Source organism: Sanguibacter sp. Leaf3 (genome assembly GCF_001425965.1).
GTDB classification, from domain to species: Bacteria; Actinomycetota; Actinomycetes; order Actinomycetales; family Cellulomonadaceae; genus Sanguibacter; species Sanguibacter inulinus.
In genome coordinates, this window is record NZ_LMRH01000003.1 from 893,475 (window position 1) to 915,116 (window position 21,642).

Annotated in this window: 18 protein-coding genes; 5 read left to right on the forward strand and 13 right to left on the reverse strand. The window is 71.9% G+C overall.

What is annotated here, in order from left to right:
- Positions 1 to 65: 65 nt before the first annotated feature.
- Complete coding sequence (locus ASG53_RS17330) at positions 66 to 602, reverse strand: DUF4188 domain-containing protein (RefSeq protein ID WP_056136226.1); 537 nt, start codon at positions 600 to 602, stop codon at positions 66 to 68.
- Positions 603 to 670: 68 nt separating this feature from the next.
- Between ASG53_RS17330 and ASG53_RS17335 the strand changes: the two genes are divergently transcribed.
- Positions 671 to 1,306 carry a MerR family transcriptional regulator gene (locus ASG53_RS17335; RefSeq protein WP_056136228.1) on the forward strand — a complete coding sequence of 212 codons (636 nt, stop codon included), beginning with the start codon at positions 671 to 673 and terminating at the stop codon, positions 1,304 to 1,306.
- Positions 1,307 to 1,425: 119 nt separating this feature from the next.
- Complete coding sequence (locus tag ASG53_RS17340) at positions 1,426 to 1,896, forward strand: GNAT family N-acetyltransferase (protein ID WP_056136230.1); 471 nt, start codon at positions 1,426 to 1,428, stop codon at positions 1,894 to 1,896.
- Between the two features lie 88 nt (positions 1,897 to 1,984).
- Here the strand turns inward: ASG53_RS17340 and ASG53_RS17345 are convergent, their stop codons facing one another.
- From ASG53_RS17345 to ASG53_RS17365, 5 genes are all read right to left on the reverse strand, one after another.
- Positions 1,985 to 4,777 carry a lamin tail domain-containing protein gene (locus ASG53_RS17345; RefSeq protein WP_056136232.1) on the reverse strand — a complete coding sequence of 931 codons (2,793 nt, stop codon included), beginning with the start codon at positions 4,775 to 4,777 and terminating at the stop codon, positions 1,985 to 1,987.
- A 198-nt stretch (positions 4,778 to 4,975) separates the two neighbouring features.
- Positions 4,976 to 6,004, reverse strand: a complete 1,029-nt coding sequence (locus tag ASG53_RS17350; protein ID WP_056136234.1) for a hemolysin family protein — start codon at positions 6,002 to 6,004, stop codon at positions 4,976 to 4,978.
- The gene (locus ASG53_RS17355) at positions 6,001 to 7,422 is read right to left on the reverse strand and encodes a hemolysin family protein (protein ID WP_056136505.1); all 1,422 of its coding nucleotides are present in this window, start codon (positions 7,420 to 7,422) and stop codon (positions 6,001 to 6,003) included. Before ASG53_RS17355 ends, ASG53_RS17350 begins: the two co-directional genes overlap by 4 nt.
- 237 nt (positions 7,423 to 7,659) lie before the next feature.
- Entirely contained in the window at positions 7,660 to 8,340 is a 681-nt protein-coding gene (locus ASG53_RS17360) for a YceI family protein (protein ID WP_056136236.1), read from the reverse strand.
- 72 nt (positions 8,341 to 8,412) lie between these two features.
- On the reverse strand, positions 8,413 to 8,931 hold the full coding sequence (locus tag ASG53_RS17365) for a COG4315 family predicted lipoprotein (protein ID WP_056136238.1): 519 nt from the start codon (positions 8,929 to 8,931) through the stop codon (positions 8,413 to 8,415).
- Positions 8,932 to 9,231: 300 nt separating this feature from the next.
- On the opposite strand from ASG53_RS17365, the gene ASG53_RS17370 reads away from it, so the two are divergent.
- Complete coding sequence (locus ASG53_RS17370; protein WP_056136241.1) at positions 9,232 to 9,738, forward strand: sigma-70 family RNA polymerase sigma factor; 507 nt, start codon at positions 9,232 to 9,234, stop codon at positions 9,736 to 9,738.
- Positions 9,735 to 10,448: a zf-HC2 domain-containing protein gene (locus tag ASG53_RS17375; RefSeq protein ID WP_056136243.1), complete on the forward strand. Its 714-nt coding sequence runs from the start codon at positions 9,735 to 9,737 to the stop codon at positions 10,446 to 10,448. Before ASG53_RS17370 ends, ASG53_RS17375 begins: the two co-directional genes overlap by 4 nt.
- Positions 10,449 to 10,527: 79 nt before the next feature.
- Here the strand turns inward: ASG53_RS17375 and ASG53_RS17380 are convergent, their stop codons facing one another.
- The 7 genes from ASG53_RS17380 to ASG53_RS17410 all read right to left on the reverse strand — a co-directional run bounded on the left by ASG53_RS17380 (position 10,528) and on the right by ASG53_RS17410 (position 19,786).
- On the reverse strand, positions 10,528 to 12,633 hold the full coding sequence (locus tag ASG53_RS17380) for a beta-galactosidase (protein ID WP_056136245.1): 2,106 nt from the start codon (positions 12,631 to 12,633) through the stop codon (positions 10,528 to 10,530).
- 96 nt (positions 12,634 to 12,729) lie between these two features.
- Positions 12,730 to 13,776 carry a LacI family DNA-binding transcriptional regulator gene (locus ASG53_RS17385; protein WP_235533982.1) on the reverse strand — a complete coding sequence of 349 codons (1,047 nt, stop codon included), beginning with the start codon at positions 13,774 to 13,776 and terminating at the stop codon, positions 12,730 to 12,732.
- 69 nt (positions 13,777 to 13,845) lie between these two features.
- Positions 13,846 to 15,003, reverse strand: coding sequence for a CobW family GTP-binding protein (locus ASG53_RS17390; protein ID WP_156382871.1), 1,158 nt, complete (start codon positions 15,001 to 15,003; stop codon positions 13,846 to 13,848).
- Positions 15,004 to 15,023: 20 nt separating this feature from the next.
- Positions 15,024 to 15,497, reverse strand: coding sequence for a tRNA (cytidine(34)-2'-O)-methyltransferase (locus ASG53_RS17395; RefSeq protein ID WP_056136248.1), 474 nt, complete (start codon positions 15,495 to 15,497; stop codon positions 15,024 to 15,026).
- Positions 15,498 to 15,577: 80 nt separating this feature from the next.
- On the reverse strand, positions 15,578 to 16,690 hold the full coding sequence (locus ASG53_RS17400; protein WP_156382872.1) for a DUF4862 family protein: 1,113 nt from the start codon (positions 16,688 to 16,690) through the stop codon (positions 15,578 to 15,580).
- Positions 16,691 to 16,763: 73 nt separating this feature from the next.
- Complete coding sequence (locus ASG53_RS17405) at positions 16,764 to 18,467, reverse strand: bifunctional 3'-5' exonuclease/DNA polymerase (RefSeq protein WP_056136251.1); 1,704 nt, start codon at positions 18,465 to 18,467, stop codon at positions 16,764 to 16,766.
- Between the two features lie 164 nt (positions 18,468 to 18,631).
- Positions 18,632 to 19,786 carry a PrsW family glutamic-type intramembrane protease gene (locus ASG53_RS17410; RefSeq protein WP_156382873.1) on the reverse strand — a complete coding sequence of 385 codons (1,155 nt, stop codon included), beginning with the start codon at positions 19,784 to 19,786 and terminating at the stop codon, positions 18,632 to 18,634.
- Between the two features lie 391 nt (positions 19,787 to 20,177).
- Here ASG53_RS17410 and trpS point away from each other — a divergent pair, with 391 nt between their 5' ends.
- Complete coding sequence (gene trpS / locus ASG53_RS17415; protein WP_082544156.1) at positions 20,178 to 21,362, forward strand: tryptophan--tRNA ligase; 1,185 nt, start codon at positions 20,178 to 20,180, stop codon at positions 21,360 to 21,362.
- Positions 21,363 to 21,642: the final 280 nt, after the last annotated feature.

Sequence of the window (21,642 nt, forward strand, 5' to 3'; positions counted from 1 at the left end):
AGGGTCGCGGCTGTGCGCGGGCTCGAGTCGTGCGGGGCTCTGCCGTAGACGGGTCGGTGCCGGTCTCAGCTGGCCGGAGTCTCCGGCGACGCTGCAGGGCGGCTGTCGGTCTCCGGCGACCCCGTGGTGCGACCGTCGGCGAACCGGGCTCTGGCCCTGTCGTGTCGAGAGGTCACCGGGACCGAGGACGTCGCGGCGGGCAGACCCATGGACGGGGTCGAGATGTAGATGCTCTCGGCGCGGTCGACGAGGAAGGTCTCGTGCCAGACCCCGACCGCCCGGGGTGCGGACCGCGCGCGCTTGTTGAAGCGGGCCCAGGCCGGACGGTGCTGCTGCTCGGCTGACGACGCGTAGTCGTAGAGCTTGTCGATCGAGGACCAGTACTGCACGAGGTAGGGACCGGAGGCGCCCAGCAGCATGTGCGACCCGAGCATCCCCGACTCCGGGTCGGTGCTCAGCTCGCGCAGCATCCTGGGCATGTCCGCGAACAGCGGCATCCACAGGTCTGGTCGCCACCACTGGTTGATGGTCATGCCGATGTGGAAGACGACGAGCTCGCCCTCGTGGCGGTGGGTGATTCGGCCGACGGTGACCCGTGACATACGCTTCTCCTGACCAGATAGTGACGCTCTCTAGATTGGAGAGTATCACTATCCAGAAAGGATGGGCCATGAGGATGTCCGAGCTGGCTGCCGCGTCGGAGGTCCCGGTCGCGACCATCAAGTACTACCTGCGCGAGAGGCTGCTGCCCGAGGGGCGGCGTACCTCCGCGACCCAGGCTGTGTATACCGACGACCACCTCGCCCGGCTCGGCGTCATCCGCGCGCTCCTCGCCGCCGGCGTGAGCATCGCCCGGGCCCGGGACGTGATCGCGGCCCTCGACTCGCCGCCCTCGGGCCCCTACGACTTGCTGGGCGTGGCGCACTCGGCCGTCGCCCCCGAAGGGCGCCCGGTCGGGGACCCGACGCAGGCTCGCAGGCTCTACGAGAGGCTGGGAGGGGCGGCCGACGAGTGCGAGCCCGGTCTGCTCGCGGGGCTCGCGCAGTCGCTCGACACCCTCAAGCAGGCGGGTTTCACCGTGCCCCCAGAGGTCCTCGAGACCTACGTCACCGCGGCCCGTCGCATCGCGGAGGCCGAGATCGACGGCATCCCGACAGGCTCGCCCGAGAGTGCCGTGGAGTACGTCGTGCTCGGGACCGTGCTCACGGAGCCGCTGATCCTCGCGCTGCGGCGAGCGGCCCAGCAGGTGGTCTCGGCGGAACGGTTCACGGGGGACGACGCTGGCCGGTCGGGCGCAGAGGCCTGAGACTCTGTCGTCCGCCAGGCTGGCCGTGAGCAGCACCGCCAGAGAGCAGGAGCAGTCGCGCGGAGCACGGCGCTGGGCCGACGCGGAGCACGGCGCACCGCGCGGCCTAGGCTAGATCCATGCTGACCTTCGTCCCGGTGCCCGTCGACGCCGAACCCGCTGCGACGCTGCTCGGTGAGTACTTCACCTCGAGGGAGCTCGGGTTCACCGGCGGCACCTACCAGGTCTTCACCCCCGACCCTGCGAGGTTCACGCCACCCGCGGGGACGTTCCTGGTCGGGCTGGACGAGGACGGCACGGCTGTCGGCTGCGGCGGGGTCCGCCGGATCGACGACGCCCCGGACGGAGCGGTGCGCTTCGAGGTCAAGCATCTGTGGTTGCGCCCCTCGACCCGTGGCAAGGGCTACGGCCGCGCGCTGCTCACCGCCCTCGAAGAAGCCGCTGCTGCGCTCGGTGCCTCGCGCACGGTGCTCGACACCAACGCCTCGCTCGCTGCCGCCGCGGGGCTGTACAGGTCGAGCGGGTACGCGGACGTCCCCGCCTACAACGACAACCCCAACGCGACGCACTGGTACGCCAAAGACCTCTGACAGCGACGAGGGCCGAGCAGTCGTCTGCCCGGCCCTCGTCGTCGTGCTGTCGAGCACAGCGGTACTGATCGCGTCAGACCCGCTCGCGTCAGACCCTGTCGCGCCGAGCAGGTCGGCGGGCGGCCAGGACGGTCGCCCCGGCGAGCACGAGGACCATCGCTGCCAGGACGGCGCCACGGCCGTCCAGCCCGGTCGACGCGAGCGGCCCGGTCGCGGCAGACCCGCCGCCCACGCGACCCGGTGCGCCGGCTGCTGCGACGATCTCGATCTCCTGCCACCCGATGATCGCGCCGGTCGAGTCCAGGACCACGAGGCGGTGGAGGCCGACAGGGACGTCGGCCGGGATCGTCACGCGGACGGTCCCGTCGGCGGCCACGACGGGCGAGCCGAGCAGGCGTGGCTCGGAGTGCAGCCACACGTAGACGGTCTGGCCCGCGTACCGGGGGTCGACCGTGATCGTCACCGCCTGACCCGGGACAGCGGTCGTCGGTGCGGCGATGCTGCCACGGGTCGCGTCGGTGAGGAGCGCGGTGTCGACATGGGTAGTCGCGGGAGCCGGTGACCCGGGCGTGCCCGGGGTGCCGGGCGCAGGCTCGCCGGGGACCGGCTGACCCGGCTCGCCCGGGGTGGGCTCGCCAGGTTCCCCGGGCTCGGTCGGGCTCTTCGCGCACGGGAAGGTCCCGGTGCGCAGCGAGTACCCGTCGGTGTCGTTGTCGTCTGCATAGAAGGTCGCGCGCGAGCCGTCGACGCAGGTGGCGGCGTCGGCGATCGCGAAGCCCTCGTTGGCGAGACCGGTGTCGGCCGCGGCGGGAGCCTCGTACACCGTGGTCGCCGTGAAGGCACCGGCGTCGTCGATCTCGAAGAGTGCTGTCCGCCCGGAGCAGGCCTCGTCGCACGCCACCCAGAGGGCGTCGAGGTCGGCGTCGAACTGCACGTCGGCCACGAGGTCGAAGGGGGTTTCCATCGCGGCGACCCGGACGAAGCTGCCGTCGTCGATGAGCGCGTAGGCGTAGACGCCCGCCGTGCCCTCGACTCCGACGACGAAGAGCCCGTCACCGTGGCCGGGGTAGCTCGCCGGGGTGTAGGCCACCCCCGTGCGCTGGTCGACGAAGCCCTGCGCGGTGAGGAAGGTGTCCGGCACCCAGGTGATGCCCTCGAGGCCGGCGTTGGCGCCGAGGCCCGGGAAGTCGGCAGCGAGGTTCCACTCGTCGGTGGCCACCAGGGTCGTCGCGTCGCCCGTGACGTCGTAGCGCAGGACCGAGGGCCGGCTCACCGACGACTGGTCGTTGTTGCGCTCGGTCGAGACGTAGACGCCTCCGCCTGAGGAGTCTGCGGCGACCGTGACACCCTCGGCGTCGACTGCTCCGCCGCCGTCGGGGTAGCGGAGCGTCTTGCCCGCCGACCAGCCGGCTGCTGTCGTCGGGGCCCATCCGCCGTTCCCGTCGGCGACGATCTTGTAGAGCAGGCCGTCGCCGTTCTGCACGGCCCACAGGGTGCCGGGAGCGGCTGAGCCCGAGGGCTCGTAGTCCAGCCCGCTGAGGTCACCCGAGAAGGTGTCGACAGCGTCGAGCGGGACCTCGTCGGGTCCACCCGGCCACGGCTGCGGGGTGAGCACGCCCTCGCAGGCGTTCGCGGTGCCGCGGGTCGCAGCGAGCGTCGTGGTGATGTCACCGGTGCCGTCGGGGCAACGACCGTAGGAGGCGCCCGGCTCAGCGGTCCACGTGTGCTCGTCGACGACGGTTCCGGCGCTCGAGCGCAGCTGGAGGGTGCCTGCGCTGGCGAGCGGCAGGTCGAGAGCGAGGAAGCCGGCGGGTGCCAGGGACGTGCCGGCCGAGACCGTCACCGTGCCGGTCGTGCCGGTGCCGTCGGTCGCCGTGAGCGTGTACCCGTCGAGGGGCACGGCAGACGCACCGATGCTCGTGAGCTCGACCCAGTCGCCCGAGGTCGAGACCTCGTTGATCCGCACAGGCGAGGAGCAGTCGTTCGGGGCGCCCTTGGTCGAGACCGTCGTGGTCGTCATGTCACCGGTGCCGTCCGGGCAGCGCCCGTAGGTGACGAGCGAGTGCACGGTCCAGGAGTGGTCGGCGACCAGGGTGCCGGTCGTGTCGTAGAGCCTGACCGAGTCCGCGTTGCCGAGGCCGAAGTCGAAGCCGACAGGGTTGGAGCCGGACACCTGGTCGATCACGAAGAACCCACCGGGCTCGACGACCGAGCCCGCGGGCAGCGTGTACGGCGTCCGCGCGTCGTCGTCGTCGCGGAAGGTGAAGCCCGAGACGTCGACGGGCCCGGAGCCTGTCGTGGTGAGCTCGACCCAGTCGGTGTCGTCACCGTTCGACTCGACCTCGTTGACCACGAGGTCGGCGGTCGCGCCGGGAGTGGCGCAGTCGTTGGCAGCGCCCTTGGTCGGGCTCGCGGTGGTGGCGAACGGCCCCGTGCCGTCGGGGCAGCGTCCGAGGGTGGTCGGGCTGTGCTCGGTCCACGCGTGCTCGTCGACCACCGTCGTGCCGTCGGTGTCGTGCAGGCGGACGAGGTCCTCGCCCCCGAGGCCGAAGCCGAAGGCTGCCTCGTCGAGGACGAGATATCCGTCGGCGGCGATGATCGTCCCGGAGGGGATCGTGTACGACGGGGTGCCCTTGCTGTCGGAGAGCACGAGACCCGAGGCGTCGACCGGGACCGTCGAGGTGTTCTTCAGCTCGACCCAGTCGCCCGGGTCGCCGTCCTTCGACTCGATCTCGTTGATGACGACGCCGGTCAGGGCGGCAGGTATCGCGGGCGGCTCGGTGGCCGCCAGGGCGGGGGAGGCGGCGAGGGTGACGAGGCTGCTGGCGGCGAGGGTGCCGGCGATCAGCATCGCCCCAGGCCGGAGGGAGGGCGCGCGCATGCGTATCCGTTCGTCGAGGCAGAGGTGCGGCCACTGTCCCGGAGCCAGGCGTTGGTGGGGTGAACGGGAGGTGGCGTGGTGGGCGCTGCCTGCTGAACTATGGGCTGACGGCGGACGGCCCGCCCCCAGAGCGGGACGGGCCGTGCGGTGCATGGCGTGCTGTCTCAGCCGACGTCGCCGGGCCGGTGCGCCCGGACCTCAGGCGTGCTGGAGCGTGGGCTCCTCGGGTGCGCGCGGGAACAGCCGCGAGAGGACGTCCGAGAGGGTGATGACCCCGAGGATCGTCTCTTCGTCGGTGACGATCGCGAGGTGGTTGCGGGTCTCGCGCATGGTCGCCAGCGCGCTGTACACGGGCGTGTCGGGCGCGAAGGACGGGACCTCGCGGACGAGGTGCGTGATCGGCCTGTCGTCCGGCTCGCCGAGGGTGTCGCGGACGTGCACCACACCCGTGATCGACTCGATGTCGCCCACGAGGATGCGCAGGTGACCCGACTCGCGCGTGGCGTCCTGCACGGCCGAGACCGTGGCTCCGCCCGGGACTGTCGTCGGGCGGCCGTCACCCCGCACGAGGTCGCGCACCGTGAGCGTCTGGAGGTCCAGGGCTCCGGCCAGCTGTCCGACGTAGGACGCGTCGAGGGCCCCGACGTTCGCGGAGTGCTCGACCAGGTGGCGCAGGTCGTCAGGGTTCTGACCGTTGGTGACCTGCGCGGCCGGCTCGACGCCGACCTTGACCAGGCACCAGTTCGCCATCGAGTTGAGGGCGATGAGCAGCGGCCGGGTGAACCACATGAAGACGCGCATGGGGATCGCGAGCATCGTCGCGGAGGTCTCCGGGTGCGCGATGGCCCACGACTTCGGTGCCATCTCGCCGACCACCAGGTGCAGGAAGGTCACGATGACCAGCGCCAGGACGAAGCCGGCGACGTCGGCCAGCCACAGCGGCGACCCCCACGTCTCGAAGAGCGGGGTGAGCCAGTGGTGCACGGCGGGCTTGGTGACGGCACCCAGGGCGAGGGCGCACGCGGTGATGCCGAGCTGGGAACCGGCGAGCAGGACCGTGAGCTCGGTCGAGCTGCGCAGCGCCGCCCGTGCCGAGCGGCTGGTCGGTGCCGCGTCTTCGAGCCTGTGCCGCTTGGCGGCGAGGAGCGCGAACTCCACAGCGACGAAGAAGGCGCTCAGGGCGATGAGCACAGCGGTGATGACGAGGATGGTCCACGGGTTGCTCATCGTGCGTCCTCTCCGTCGTCGACGGTCGTGGCGTGGTCGGTGACCAGGCCAGGGTCGGGGTCGGGGTCAGGGGGGTCGGCGGGCATGAGGACACGCACCAGGGCTGGCACGTGCCGCTCCACGTCGAGGACCTCGACGGACATCCACACCACCTCGGGCTCCTCCGCGGACGCGAGGTCTGCGGGGTCGAGGGGCAGCTGGACCAGCACGCGGGTACCGACCGTGGGCAGCGAGCCGTGCTCGGCGATCACGAGTCCGGCGATCGTCTCGTAGTCCCCGCGCGGGACGTCGTGCTCGAGCGCACGCTCGACCTCGTCGATGTGCACGTCGCCGGCCATGACCCAGGTGCCGTCGTCGTCGCGCGGGGCGATCGTCGGGGTGGCGGGGTCGTGCTCGTCGGTGATCTCCCCGACGAGCTCTTCGGCCAGGTCTTCGGCGGTGAGCACACCGGCGAAGCCGCCGTACTCGTCGATGACGCAGGCCAGCTGGTTGTGGGTCGACGTGAGGTGGTTGAGGGCGTCGGGCAGGGTCATCGTGGTGGGGATCATCACGGCTGGACGCATGAAGGTCGTCACCGTGGTGTCACCGCTCCACCGCGCCCGCAGCACGTCGTCGAGGTGGACGACGCCGAGGACCTGGTCGTCCTCGGACAGCACGGGGTAGCGCGAGTGGCCGCGGGACATGGTCTCGCGCACGTGATCGAGGGTGTCGTCGTCGTGCAGCACGTCGACCCGCGACCGCGGGATCATCGCGTGCTCGGCGTCCTGCTCGGGGAAGTCGAGGATCCGGTCGAGCAGGACCGAGAGCTCGGCGGGCAGGTCGCCGCTGAGGCGCGAGTCGGCCACGATGTGCTCGAGGTCCCGGGCCGTCGCCGAGTGCTCGACGTCGTGCACGGGCTCGATCTTCAGGGCACGCAGCAGCAGGTTCGACGCCTGGTCGAAGATCGTGATGAGCCAGCCGAAGACCTTGAGGTAGACGGTCGTGGACGTCGCCAGCCAGAGGGCGACAGGTTCGGGGCGCGCGATCGCGAGGTTCTTGGGGAACAGCTCGCCGAAGAGCATCTGCACGAAGGTCGAGAAGACCAGCGCGAGGACGGTCCCGACGGCGATGCCGACGCCCGTCGGCACACCGACGCCGCCGAGGGCCTCACCGAGGGCCTGTCCGACGAGGGGCTCGGCGACGTAGCCGACGAGCAGGGTGGTCACGGTGATGCCCAGCTGGGCACCGGACAGCATGAAGGAGGTCCGCCGGGTGACGGCCAGGGCGCGCTTGGCGCCGGCGTCCCCGGCAGCGGCGCGGGCGTTCAACCTGGACCGGTCGACCGCCATGTAGGCGAACTCTTGGGCGACGAAGTAGCCGGTCGCTGCTGTGATCAGCACGATGACCGCTACTCCGAGCAGGAGGGTCAGGATCCACACGGGCACTCACATCCCCTCGTGATGTCGTTCTGCACGAGGGGATGTCTACTGTCTGCGTCCATCATCTCTTCCGGGGGAGGGGGTAGGTAGCCAGCACAACGGCCGGCCCCGCGGGAAGGTTCCCGTGCGAGAGATCATGCCTTGTCGCGCGCCTCCGAGCAGCGGCGCGCCGCGGTCCGGGCCCCGGCGGGCACGATCGCCTGCCGGGGCGTCCCCGCGCCTGTCGCTGCCGTCCGGCTACTTCGCCAGGGTGAGGAGCATCTCGACGGTGCCTGTGTCCTCGACCTTGACGAAGCCGAGGTCAGGAGCGTCGACGCCGAAGTCCGAGAACGTCACAGGGATGCTGCCCGAGACCTCGACCCCCGTCGCGGTCGTCTGGGCGTCGAGGGCGACCACGACGGGTGCGCTGACGCCGGCGACTGTGAGCTCGCCCTTCGCCTGGACCGAGGTGGTGCCCTCGGTGACACCCGAGACGTCGACGGGTTCGGTGAGGGTGAAGGTCGCCGTGGGGAACTCCGAGGTCTTGAGGATGTCGAGGAACTGGCCGTCACGGTTGCTGTTGTCCGTCGTGATGGTGGTCATCGAGACGGTGACGTCGGCCGCGCTGAGGGAGGTCCCGTCGATCGTCACGGTGCCCTCGACGTCGGAGGTCCGGCCCACGACGGTGACGTCCTGGCCGTTGAGCACCTCGGCGACCCTGTACCCGGCCTGCGACCCGTCGGACACCGTCCAGGTCCCGGCGAGGTCCTGCTCGGTCAGGCCGGGGCTCGCACCGTCGGTCGTGGCGGTCGGCGTCGAGAGGGCCAGTGCGTCCGGCGCCTTGTCGTTCTCGATCTTGGCGTAGAGGGCGCTGCCTCCGACGGCGATCCCGGCGAGGGCGAGCAGGGCGACGACCGCGATGACGAGCTTGTGCTTCATGGTGGTTCCTGTCCTGAGGGTGCGTGGACGGTCCCCGCCGTCGGCTGGGGACACGTGGTGGTCTGGGTGCGGTCAGTAGCCGCTGGACGCGGTGGCCGACGGGGCCGGCGAGGTGATCTCTGCGCCCTCGGGAGCGACGGCGAACCACGCGCCGTCCACGCCCTGGCCTGCGGTGTCGCCCGCGGCGGTGTCCCCGGCGAAGGTGTACACAGGGCGACCGTCGATCGTGACCTGGGCCTCGCCGTCGGCACCCGTGATGGTCGCGACCTCCCCGGTGACCCCGTCGACCACGGGGGCCGAGCCTGCCGGGTGCACAGGGGGCCAGGCCGTCAGGCAGTCGCCGGTGCACGCGCTCTCTCCGGACCCGGGTGTGTCTGCGGTGAAGTAGTAGACGGTCATCCCGGAACCGTCGACGACGACCTGCCCGAGATCCGTCGAGGCCGTCGAGAGGTCTGCGGTCGCTGTCGCAGCGGGGGCGGGCTGCGTGGTGGCCGCAGGGGCGGCGGTGTCCTCGCTCGTGGTCGAGCAGGCTGCTGCGGAGAGCACGAGCGCCAGCCCGAGCGCGGCGGGGACAGTGTGAGATCGCTTCATGGGAGTGCTCCTTCGAGGTGGGGGACCCGGCGGCCGGGTGGTCCGGGGCCGTCGAGAAGGTCTGTCGCCAGGAGAGACGGGGCAGGGGACGAGAAGGTTCACCGGGCTCTCTCGACGGTCCGCCGGGATGTCCGGCGCCCCGGCCCAGACGGGTGCGGGTCGGCGGTGAACTTCTGGAGGGCCTGTCCCGTCTCTAGGACAGAGGACACTGTGGACAGACGATCGGCGAGGAGCCCAGATGGACACGCGCAGGACGGCGGCACCCCAGCTCGGGTTCCTCCACGGCACGTGGGGCGGCTGATGGGCGCCGAGACCGACGCCCTGCTCCGGCGGATCCACGACGAGTACGCCGACATGCTCTGGCGGTACGTCGTCCGGATCCCCTACGACAGCGAGCTCGCCCGAGACGTCGTGCAGGAGGCGCTGCTGCGTGCGTGGAAGGACGGTGCGATCCTCGAGAGGCCCGATCCTGTGGTGCGGGCGTGGCTCGTCAAGGTGGCCCGCAACCTGGCCCTGGACGACCTGCGCAGCGCGCGCACCCGCCGTGAGCGCGCGACCGAGGTGCTCCCCGAGGGGCACCAGGAGGACGAGACCCGCCGTTCGCTGGACGCCTGGTTGGTCACCGACGCGCTGGCCACGCTCTCCCAGGAGCACCGCGAGGTGGTCGTGGGGGCCTACTACGGCGGCAAGACCGTCGCCACGCTGGCCGAGGAGCTGGGCATCGCGGCCGGGACCGTGAAGTCACGCATGCACTACGGGATCCGCGCGCTCAGGCTCGCGCTGCAAGAGAGAGGCGTCACCGCATGACCCACCAGACCGACCCCTACGCGGACTGGGACGGCGCGTACGTCCTCGGTGCATTGAGCCCTGACGACCGTCGGGAGTACGAGCAGCACCTCAAGACGTGCGAGCTGTGCAGCCGGGCTGTCGGAGAGCTCGCCGGGATCCCCGGTGTGCTCGGGCTCGTCGAGCCCCTCGACGCCCTCGCGGTCACGGGTCCAGCAGCCCAGCCCTCAGGCGAGGTCGACGGTGCGCCCGCCCCGCCGGTCTCCCTGCTCGCCCGGAGGGCCCGCGCCGCCCGGACCCGTCGGCGGGTGCTCCTCGTCGCGGCCGCGTCCGCTCTCGTGCTCGGCGGCTTCGCGACGGGGACCCTCGTGTCCCAGGTCTCCGGGCAGGACCAGACCCCGGCGGTCCAGGCGCTCGCGGACGAGGTCCAGCTGCAGCCCGTCGACGGCAGCGGTGTCCAGGCGACCCTGGCGCTGCAGCCTGCCGCATGGGGCACGGGGCTCGAGTGGTCCTGCAGCTATCCGGAGGGTCGGCTCGTCGACGGCGTCACCTACGAGCTGACCCTGGTGTCCCAGACCGGGGAGCGCCTCACGGCGGCCACCTGGACCGGGGGCACCACGTCGACGACCACGGGCCTGAGCGCCAGCACGGCGCTGGCGCCCGAGGAGATCGCCCGCGTCGAGCTGACGACACCCACCTCAGACACCCCGTTGGCGTCGGTCACCCTGTGACGAGCGAGCACCGGGCGACGGAGACGTGCGGTGACGCCTCGGGAGACAGACCGAGGCCGACGCGCCGCGGGCGCGTCTCCTAGCCTTCCTGGACGACGGCGACCCTCGCCGCGTCGACGGTGAGCTCGCCGTCGACCTCGACCCCGCCGGTGAGCTCGGTGCCCGTCGTCTTGACGGTCACCGCAGCACCGGTGTGGTTGAGGACGAAGAGATAGCTCGTGCCGTCGGCTGCGTGCCTGCGGACGACCTCGACGCCTGCGGGGACGTCGGCCTCGCCGGTGAGCCCGGCGTCGGCGAGGGCTGCGTCGACGACAGCCGCGATGCCGGATGGGTCGAGGCGCGCGCCGACGTACCAGGCGGACCCGCCCGAGGTCCCGACGTCGGCCCGCGTGACCGCTGGCAGACCGGCGAGCGGGCCCTCGTCGAAGGTCGCGACAGCCGTCGCGCCGACCAGGTGGGTCTTCTCGGTCCAGAGGTCGGCCGAGAACGTGCTGCTGAGCGCGTCGCCGGATCCGCTGAGCCCCACGGTCTCGCCCTCCTGGAGCGTGTAGAACTCTTCGGTGCTCACCCCGAGCAGCGTGCGGAAGGCTCCGGGGTAGCCGCCGAGACGCACGTGGTCGTTGACGTCCACGATCCCTGAGAAGTACGTGACCAGCACTGTCGCACCGAGCTCGGCGGCGGCCGCGACGTTCGCAGCATCCTCGTCGGAGACGAGGTAGAGCGTCGGGACCACGACGAGGTCGTACCCGGAGAGGTCTGCGCTCGGGTGCACGACGTCGGTGGTCACCCCGCGGTTCCACAGCGCCGTGTACGTCGAGAGGACCTCGTCGGTGTAGCGCAGCTGCTGGGTCGGGTGCGAGTCGAGCTCGCTCGCCCACCAGGCCTCGTAGTCGAAGAGCAGGGCCGCGCGCGAGCGGACCCTCGAGCCGATGACAGGGGCGACCTTCTTCAGGGTCTCGCCGAGCGTGACGGTGCTGCGCCACACATCGGTGTCGCGGCCGGCGTGCGGCAGCATCGACGAGTGGAACTTCTCCGCACCGGCCTTCGACTGGCGCCACTGGAAGAACATCACGGCGTCGGCGCCGCGGGCGACGTGCGCGAGGGAGTTGCGGAGCATCTCGCCCGGGAGCTTGGGCCGGTTGCGCGGCTGCCAGTTGACCGCCGAGGTGGAGTGCTCCATGAGCATCCACGGCCGCCCGCCGGCGATCCCGCGCGAGAGGTCCGCCGAGAAGGCGAGCTCGATGTGGCGGGCCTCGTCGGAGGCGATCGTGTAGTGGTCGTTGGCGACCACGTCGACCTCCGGGCCCCAGCCGAAGTAGTCCATGCCCTTGGTGGCCGAGGACATCATGAAGTTCGTGGTGATCGGCACGTCGGGCGTGATGACCCGCAGCGCGTCACGGTGCTCGCGGTAGTAGCCGAGCAGCGCGTCGGAGCTGAACCTGTCGAAGTCGAGCTGCTGCGTCGGGTTCGCGTAGGTCGGGGCCGAGCGCGGGGGGAGGATGTCCTCGAAGGCGGAGTAGCGCTGGGACCAGAAGGCCGTGCCCCAGGCCTCGTTGAGCGCCTCGACGGTGCTGTAGCGGGCGGCGAGCCACGAGCGGAAGGCAGCGGCTGCCGCGTCGGAGTAGTCGCGCGGGACGTGGCAGCCGATCTCGTTGTCGACGTGCCAGACCGCCAGCGCGGGGTGGTCCTTGTAGCGCTCGGCGACGAGGGTCGCCAGGCGGAGCGCGTGCTCGCGGAACACCGGGTGCGTCACGGAGTACGACTGTCGTCCGCCCTGCCACAGGACAGTGCCGTCGGCCGTCTGCGGGAGGATCTCGGGGTGGCGGGCGGTGAGCCACGGCGGCGGGCTCGCGGTGGCCGTCGCGAGGGCGACCCGGATGCCCGCGGCGTGCAGGCGGTCCATCGTCTCGTCGAGCCACCCGAAGTTCTGCTCGCCCTCGGCCGGCTCGATCGTCGCCCACGCGAAGATCGCGACGCTGACGATCGTCACACCGGCCTCGACCATGAGCTCGACGTCCTCGACGCGGGTGACCTGGGGCCACTGCTCAGGGTTGTAGTCGCCGCCGTAGCCGAATCCCTCGAGACCCCTGGGCCAGCCCGGGCGGCCGCCCGGGGTGCTGTCGGGCTGCTGTGCAGGGGTCGTGGCGGCAGGGGACGGAGGACGGTTCGCGTCGGTGAGAGCCATCCGGGAAGCGTATTCCACAGCGTGGGCGGGACCAAGCCGCGCCCGAGCGGCGAGACGTCCGGCGGGAGGTGCCGGCCGCCGGACCACCGCGAGCCGTCAGCCGCGCGGCGGCGTCGAGTCGCGGAGGATGACCTCGCCGTCGACGGGCACCAGACGTGGGCTCTCGTTGTCCGGGGCGAGCGCGAGCTCGGTCACCATCGCGCCGATGTCGGCGAGAGGCAGCCGGATGGTCGTGAGCGACGGTGTGATGTCGCGGAGCGTGATGATGTCGTCGAAGCCCGCGATCGCCACGTCGGCCGGCACGTCCAGCCCGGCGGCGCGGGCCGCGGCCATGGCGCCGACGGCCATGACGTCGTTGACGGCGAACACCGCGTCCACGCTCGTCGACGGGTCGTCGCGACGCCCGACGACGCCGCGGGCGATGAGCTGCTCCATCGCCTCGTAGCCACCGTCACGGGTGAAGGCGCAGGGGACCACGAGGTCGGGGTCGACGGGTGCGCCGAGCTCGGCGAGGCTCCCGCGGAAGCCGTCGAAGCGTTCGTGCGCGGTGAGGTGGTGCGCCGGACCGGCCAGCGCCGCGAAGCGCCTGTACCCGCGTCCGTGCAGCTGGCGGGCGAGCTCGGCTGTCGCGCTCCGGTTCTCGATGACCACGGTGTCGACGCCGAGCAGCGGCTGGCCGACGGCTGCGGCCCCGCCCCCGCGGGACCTGTACTCGACGAGGGCCTCGGCCAGCGCGGCGTTCGCCGCCTCGTCGTCGTAGCGCCCGCCCGCGACGATGATCGCCCGGGCGCGCTGACGCTGCATGAGCTCGACGAAGGCCATCTCGCGGTCCGGGTCGCGGTCCGTGCTCGCGAGCGTGACGACCAGGCCGGCGCGCTCGGCGGCGGCGGTGACCCCCGACGCGATGGTCGAGAAGTACGGGTCGGCGATGTCGTGCACGATCAGTCCGAGCGCCGTGGTCCGACCACGGGCCATCGCCTGGGCGTTGGCGTCGGGGGAGTAGCGCAGACGGGCTGCGGCGGCCAGCACGCGCTCGCGCAGCTCCGGGCGGACTGTACGGTTCGCGCTGCCGTTGATGGCGCGCGACGCCGTGGCGAGCGAGACGCCGGCCTCGCGTGCGACATCGCTCAGGGTGACGGTCATGTCCGTCATCTTAGGGACACGCAGGGCCACCCCGGAGAGGGCATTCCGCACCATCTCCTCTGTGCCCGGTCACAGGGTGGGTGAGATCTGGGTCTCTGGCGCGGTGCTCGGTGCTGCCGGAGGGCTCGCCTGCGGGTCTGTCTGCGGGGCAGGTCGAGGGTCGAGGTGGCGTCCCGGTCGGACCGTTGCGCGGCGCACTCGGGCGAGGTCGACCTCCGACGGTGCGGTGTCCGGTGTCGCCTGGCAGGCGTCGAGCCGGCAGCGCAGCTCTGGCAGGTCGAGGCCGGAGCCGATGGCCACGAGCCGGCTCGTGGCGTCGAGGGTCTCGTGCAGCACGTCGATGCGGACCTGGCGGCCCGCGGCGTGCACGACGACAGGCGCCGTCTGGCCCGGGGCGATGGCCAGGTGCACCACTCCCTTGACGCGGAACAGGCCAGTCGGTCGGTCGTCGAGGAGGTCCATGAGCGCACCGGGGTCGACAGGGGCGTCGGTGACGAGGTCGAGCGACTGAGCGCTGTGGTGCAGGTGCGGGTGTGCGCTTGGTGAGGTGCTTCCGCCGGCGCGGTGCCCGTGCACGTCCTCGTCGAGCGCGGCGTGCGCGAGCAGCTGCTCCTGCGGACCGGTGGGCTCCGGTGCCGCGTCGAGGACGAGGCGCGGGTCGAGCACGCCGTCGACCGTCGCGACGACAGGGGCGTGCGGGTTGAGCCGACGGCACAGTGCGAGGACTGGCGCGACGTCCTCGACGAGGTCGGCCTTGGTCACCACGACGAGACCGGCGCCGGCGATGTGCCGGGCGAGCGAGGGGTGAGTCGCGAGCAGGCCCTCGGTCTCGACGGCGTCGACCACCTGGACGATCCCGGCGAGGACCGTCGCGGGGTGGTCGGCGACCCTGCGGGCGAGGGCCTGCGGGTCGGCCAGGCCGCTCGCCTCGAGCAGCACGGCGTCGACCCCCGCGCCACGACGGGCCAGGCGGGTGAGCAACGGGTGCAGGTCGTCCTCGGAGTCGAGCACGCAGCAGAAGCATCCGCCGCTCGTCGCGTACACGGCTGTCGCGCTCGTCGAGACGAGCATCGGGTCGATCCCGACGTCACCGAAGTCGTTGACGACAGCCGCGATACGTAGTCCCCGGGGGTGGGTCAGCAGGTGGTTGAGCAGCGACGTCTTGCCCGCGCCGAGGTACCCGGCGAGGACCGTGACGGGCAGAGGACCGCGAGCCTGGTCGCGCACGGGCGTGGCAGACCGTGCCACTACTCGCCGCCGGGGAACCCGAGCTGGCGCCAGGCCTCGTAGATGACGATCGACGCGCTGCTCGTGAGGTTGAGGGACCGGCGGCTCGGGAGCATCGGGATCTTCACCTGGTCGGTGATCCGCGGGTGCGCGAGGACCTCGTCGGAGAGCCCCGTGGGTTCGGGGCCGAAGACCAGCAGGTCGCTCGGGCGGTACTCGACGTCGGAGTACCGGGTCGTGGCCTTGGTGGTGAAGGCGAAGACGCGGGCCTCGGGGTCGGTCGCGAGCAGCGTCTCGAGGTCCGGCTGCACGGTCAGGTGCGCGAGGTCGTGGTAGTCCAGGCCGGCACGCTTGAGCTTGGGCTCGGACAGGTCGAAGCCGAGCGGCTCGACGAGGTGCAGGGCGGCACCGGTGACGGCGGCGAGCCGGATCGCGTTCCCGGTGTTCTGGGGGATGCGGGGCTCGTGGAAGACGATGCTCGGGAGTTCACTCACCCGCCGATTCTGCCACCGCGTGGCACGGTGCGGAGCGCTGGGCTCCGGGGAGAGCCGGCCCCGGTTGCGTGTGGTGCCCCTCAGCCGCGGCCTACGCTCCCGCCGCGCAGGGCCTCGGAGACCATCCGGAGGCTGGCCCGCGCGACAGCCAGCCGCTCCTCGACGTCGGCATCCTCGGGACGGGCCGTGACCTTGATCCCGACAGCCTCGAGCGTGGCACCTCGAGCCGCCTGGAGAGTCTCCAGGATCTCTGCAGCACCGAGGAGCGATCCCGCTGACGCTTCCAGGGCGGGGTCGGAGCCACGAGGGGCGATGTGCTGGTCGCCCCAGGCCGGGCCCCACGGGGTGTCCGAGGCTGCGGCGCCCGAGAAGACGACCGCCCGGAGCAGCCCCGCCTCGGCCGCAGCCCGCACGTGCTCGACCGGGGTGCGGGCCGAGCGTCCCTCGATCGCCGAACGACCCCAGTTGATGCTCACTCCGAGCCTCGACCCGGAGCCCGGGACGTCGTCGACGATCGCTTGCAGCACCGCGATCTCCTCGTGCAGCGGCCAGAAGCCCTTGGCGGGCGGCTGCCCCTCGACGAGTGCGTCGCAGTGCTCGACGAGCAGGTGCGCCCCACCGAGGTCCCACGCGAGCACCTCGTCGAGCGACTCGCGGAAGGCCGTGAGAGTCCCCAGACCAGGCCCGGGGGCGCTGTGCAGCTCGACTGCGGCCAGTCGAGGACGGCCTGCGTCGTCGGCGAGCCGGCGTGCCAGGTCCCGCAGGACGGCCAGGTCGTCGAGGGCGGCCCGGCGCTGCACGAGGTCAGCCGACGACAGGCCGTAGCCGGGGTCAGAGGCGAGTCGCTGCATCGTCCGCGGGACAGCCGTCACGACGAGGTCGACGTGCTCGGGCAGGTGCGCCCGGGCCCAGCGTGCCGTCTCGGCGGCCGTCCCGGGAGCAGGCAACGGCATCTCGAGGGCCTGCACCCCGAGACCGTCCAGACCGGCGAGGAAGGTCGCCTCACCGGCGGGGTCGCCGGGCGCGAGGGCGTAGGCGCCGAGCAGCAGGCGTGGGCGTGCGGGGCCCGTGCGGACGGCGCCGGCTGCGCTTGCGGACTGTGCGGTGCTCCCGGTGCTCTCGGCGCTCCCGCGAGTCTCGGCGCTCCCGCGAGTCTCGGCGCTCCCGCGAGTCTCGGTGCTCTCGCGAGTCACGCTGCTCGTGCCGCTGCTGCTCTCGGTGCGACTGCTGGTCTGACGCGTCATCGGGTCTCCAGTGCTCGGACGGCTACTTTGCGTCCGAGTATGCCGTGACCACGGCTGTCGTCAGCCGGAACTCCACGGGCGAGCCCTCGAAGAGGATGCGCCCGGCCTCGTGCGCGGTCTCCTGGACCATCTCGACCACCTGGTCGGCGAGATCGGCCGGGGTGTGGACCATGATCTCGTCGTGGAGGAAGAACGCCAGGTGCGGACCGCCGGTGACGGTCTCGCTCAGGGCTCGCAGCCGCAGGCGCAGCAGGGCCATCCAGCACAGCGCCCACTCGGCGGCCGTGCCCTGCACCACGAAGTTCCTCGTGAAACGTCCCCACGACCGGGCCTGGGCGCGGACGGCCTCCTGCTCGGCGGCCGACCCGCCCTCGGCACCCGCCGCGGAGTGGGCTGAGCGCCACTCGGCGCTCGGCAGGGGTGAGCTGCGGCCGAGCCACGTCGAGACGATCTCGCCCTGCTCGCCGGCCCGTGCTGCGGCCTCGACGAGGGCGAGCGCCTGCGGGAAGGCCCGCGTGATGCGAGGGAGCATGCGACCGCTCTCACCCTGCGTCCCGCCGTACATCGCGCCGAGCATCCCGAACTTCGCCTGCTGACGGGTCGCGACGGCGCCCGTGGCGACCATGCCCTCGTACATGTCAGCGGCCTGCCCGGCCGTGGCCATCGCCTCGTCGCCCGACATCGCCGCGAGGATCCGCGGCTCGAGCTGCGCGGCGTCGGCCACCACGAGCACCCAGCCCGGGTCGGCGCGGACTGCGCTGCGCACCTGGTGCGGCAGCTGCAGGGCTCCGCCGCCGTCCGAGGCCCACCGCCCGGTGACCACACCGCCCGGCACGTAGACGGGCCGGAACCTGCCGCCGGCCACCCAGGTGTCGAGCCAGTGCCAGCCGTTGGCGGTCATCAGCCGCGACATCTTCTTGTACTCCAGCAGCGGGGCGATCGCCGGGTGGTCGATCTGCTGGAGCTCCCACGAGCGGGTGGAGGTCGCGGGCAGCCCGGCCAGGCGCATCGACCGCAGCAGCTCGACGGGGGAGTCTGGGTTGATCTCGCCCACCCCGAGGGCAGCGCTGACCTGCGCGGCCTTCGCCTCGAGGAGCGCCGGGCGGAAGCCGGGAGCAGGACGGGGCCCGAGGAGCTCGGAGAGCAGACGGTCGTGCTCGACGACGTCCCACGGCACCCCCGCGAAGGTCATCTCTGCTGCGACGAGCGCCCCGGCAGACTCGGCGGCGAGCAGCAGCCACAACCTGGACGACTCCGGACGGCCGTCCTCGCCGACCGCTGCCGTGAGGGCGCGCTGCTGATCGCGCAGCTCTCGCAGCGGGTCGAGCGCGACGGGCGGGGTGAGGTCGAAGAGGCCTTCGGGGGCGGCCGCCGTCCGTGCCTCGTCCCAGGCTGAGCGCGGCGCGCTCGCGTACGGGGTGCGGGCGGTCAGCGCGCTGCCCCGCAGGATCGTGCGGCACAGGCGCAGGTCCCAGCACCTGTCGACGCGCACGTCGGCGTCGAGGAGTGCGGGGTACGTCGCTGCGGTGTCGGCCCAGACCCACCGCAGACCGGCGTCCGGTGCTGTCCCTGCGGGTGAGGCGGCAGCCTCACGGGCGCGCACCAGCGCCGGGAGCTCCTCGACCTCGACGGTCTCCGTCGCGACGACAGGCAGCCCGGGCTGCGCCCTGTCGACGTCCTGCACCACGACGGTCCCGTCGGGCTGAGGGCAGACGACGACGAGCATGACACCAGTGTGCGGGCTGCCACCCACACGCGGTGACCGGTCGGGCTGTCTCGCAGCCGGCGCTGCCGAGGTCGCGGCACGGCACGGGGTTGATGGCCCCGGAGCAGCCGTCCGTCGTCTGCCCGGGGCCGGGGCAGACGACGGCTCGGAGGGCTCTGGTCGGGCTAGTCCGTGGAGCCCGGTGTGCGGTCGCCGCTCTTCCGCGTGGAGCCGGCGTCGACGTGAGTTGGGCCCCCGGTGTGTCGGGGCAGGTGCTTCGGTGTCCAGCCGCGGGACACCCGCCCGATCAGCTGGGGCGGGGTGGACTTGCGGGCCCAGGCACGGAAGGTCAGGTACATCACGACGAGCAGGACCCAGCGCAGGAGCGAAGCGAGCGTCTGGGCGGACGCGTCGTCGCAGAAGGCTGTCACCGAGCTGTCGTTGAGGGAGTGCACCACCATGACCAGCACGATGCCGCCGACCGCGCCGGGGGTCCCGCGGCGTCCGTGCAGGTGCCACAGCCGCCACGCGATCGCCACGGCGATGCCGGTCCACAGCCAGTGCAGGGGTGAGACCGTGAAGATCCGGAAGATCTGCTCCTGCACCACCATCGTGGGTGTGGTGTCGACGGTCCCCGTGCCGCAGAAGTTCGGGCCTGAGGCCGCCGCGGTCTGGTACGCGTACTGGGTGGTCTCGGTGATCGCGAAGCCGAAGCCTGAGGCGAGCCCGACCGCGATACCGGCCCGAGGGTCGTGGTACCGCCCGAGGATGAACAGGGCCAGCGGGACGATCAGCTTGGTGCCCTCCTCGACGAGGCCGACAAAGGCTGTCGCGGTCTGGATCCCCGCTCCGTCGATGATCCACGAGTTGACGTTGGCCGCGACGAGGAGCACCGCGCCGCTCGAGGCGACCACCACGGCCAGCAGCTCGACGGGACCGATGACGTCGTCGAGCGCGAGCTGGCGGTTCACGAACCTGTAGAAGGCCCAGCACACCAGCGCCATGCCGACGAGGCTCGCGACGCCCATGACGTGGATCTGGTCGCTCGACGTGTAGACAGCAGCGCCGACACCGAGGACGACGAAGGCGGCCAGCAGGCTCGCCACCCAGGACCAGCCCCAGAACCTGCCACGGAACCTGTGCCCGCGCTCGGCGGCCTGCGCGCCCTCCTGGGTGTCACCGGTCCACGCGCGTGAGTCCCAGCGCCGCTGCCGGGGTGCGTGCGACGCCGGGTCGGGGAACCACCCCGCCGCAGGTACCCCGTCCCGTGCCCGGGCGGCGGAGACGACCGCCACCATCCCTGCCACCAGGAGCACCGCCCCGACCACCGTGAGAATCATGTGAAGATTCTGTGACACCACGAGGACTGCTGCAACCCCTCGATCAGGTATCTGCCCTCGTCACGGCGGTGCGGTGCCGTGCGTCGCGCCCGGTCAAGGAGTCCGTCCTGCCGCGCAATCACCGGCCCGCGGTCGGGACACCTCGGGTAGAGCCCGCTGCCGACGACCGCTGACCACTGCCGCCCGGTCTCTGGTCGCTCCAGAGCTCCAGCACCTTCGGGAGGCAGGCCCGAGGACGGTATACCCTGACCCGATGATCACGCGCGCATGGTGGTGGCTGCCTCAGCAGCCGTGACCTGTCGTGTCCCCGAGCTGCTCGCCGCAGCCGGGTCGCCATCGTCGTGCACCTCCAGGTCTGGGTCGAGCCGCTCCCCACCTGAGGAGCCCCGAGATGACCACCCACGTCCCAGCACAGCCCGTGACCCACCCCCTGGCGCCCAGCACGAGCGCGCCCCTCCTCTCTCCGTCCGGAGCCGGGACGGTGAGGCCGGACGACGCCCCTCCCGCACCACCCCACGAGACCGGCTCTGCCGCCGCAGCCCGCGCCCGCAGCCGTGAGATCGAAGACCAGATCGCCCAAGATCCCTCGGCGTTCCGGGTCCTCACGGGGGAGCGTCCGACGGGCGCGCTGCACATCGGCCACTACTTCGGCACCGTCGCGAACCGCGCGCGCCTCCAGCAGGCAGGGGTCGAGGTGATGCTCGTGCTCGCCGACTACCAGGTCATCACCGACCGGGACGAGACGGGTGACCTGCGCGGGACGGTCCGCGAGATCCTGCTCGACTACCAGGCCGCGGGGATCGACCCCGAGCGCACCACGATCTTCACGCACTCGGCCGTCCCCGCGCTCAACCAGCTGATCCTGCCCTTCCTCAGTCTCGTGAGCGTCGCCGAGCTCGAGCGGAACCCCACGGTCAAGGACGAGGTGCGCGCCGGGGGAGGCCGCGCGATGAGCGGCCTCATGCTGACCTACCCGGTGCACCAGGCGGCTGACATCCTCTTCTGCCACGCGAACCTCGTCCCCGTCGGGCAGGACCAGCTGCCGCACCTCGAGACGACGCGCATGCTCGCGCGGCGCTTCAACCACAGGTTCAGCCCGGCCCGCCCGTACTTCACCGAGCCCGACGCGCTGCTCGCACCATCCCCGACGATCCTCGGGCACGACGGGACGAAGATGAGCAAGAGCCGCGGCAACAGCCTGCTGATCTCGGCCACCGAGGACGAGACCGCGGCCTTCGTGCGACGCTGCGTGACCGATGCCGACAGGCACGTCACCTACGACCCTGAGCGCAGGCCCGGGGTCGCGAACCTGCTGACGCTCGCCTCGCTGTGCACGGGGGAGGCGGCCGAGTCCGTGGCCGACGAGATCGGTGCCCGGGGAGCCGGAGTCCTCAAGGCTCTCGTCACCGAGGCTCTCGTGGAGTATTTCCGACCGGTCCGTGCGCGGCGGGCGGCGCTCGCGGAGAGCACGGTCGACCCGCTGTCGCTGCTCGAGCGTGGCAACGCCCGCGCCAACCAGATCGCCGACCGAACCCTCGACGACGTCCGAGAGCTCATGGGCACGGTCTACGCCTGACCGCCGGCTCAACGGTGCGTCGCGCCGGCGGCGAGTCGCGCCGCCGGCGACGAGGTCGCACGACCCTCACCCAGGTCGCACCTACGACCGCGAGGTCGTACAGACACGCCAGATCATCAGGTCTGCCATCGAACTTTGGCGTGTCCGTGCGACCTCGCCGTAGACGAGGCGACCTCGGGGCCGGCGGGGCGACCTCCGGGCAGACGAGGCGACCTCGGGTGCGACGTCGCGACCTCATACCCGAGGTCGCGACCTTGCTCACGATGCAGGAGGCTTCGGG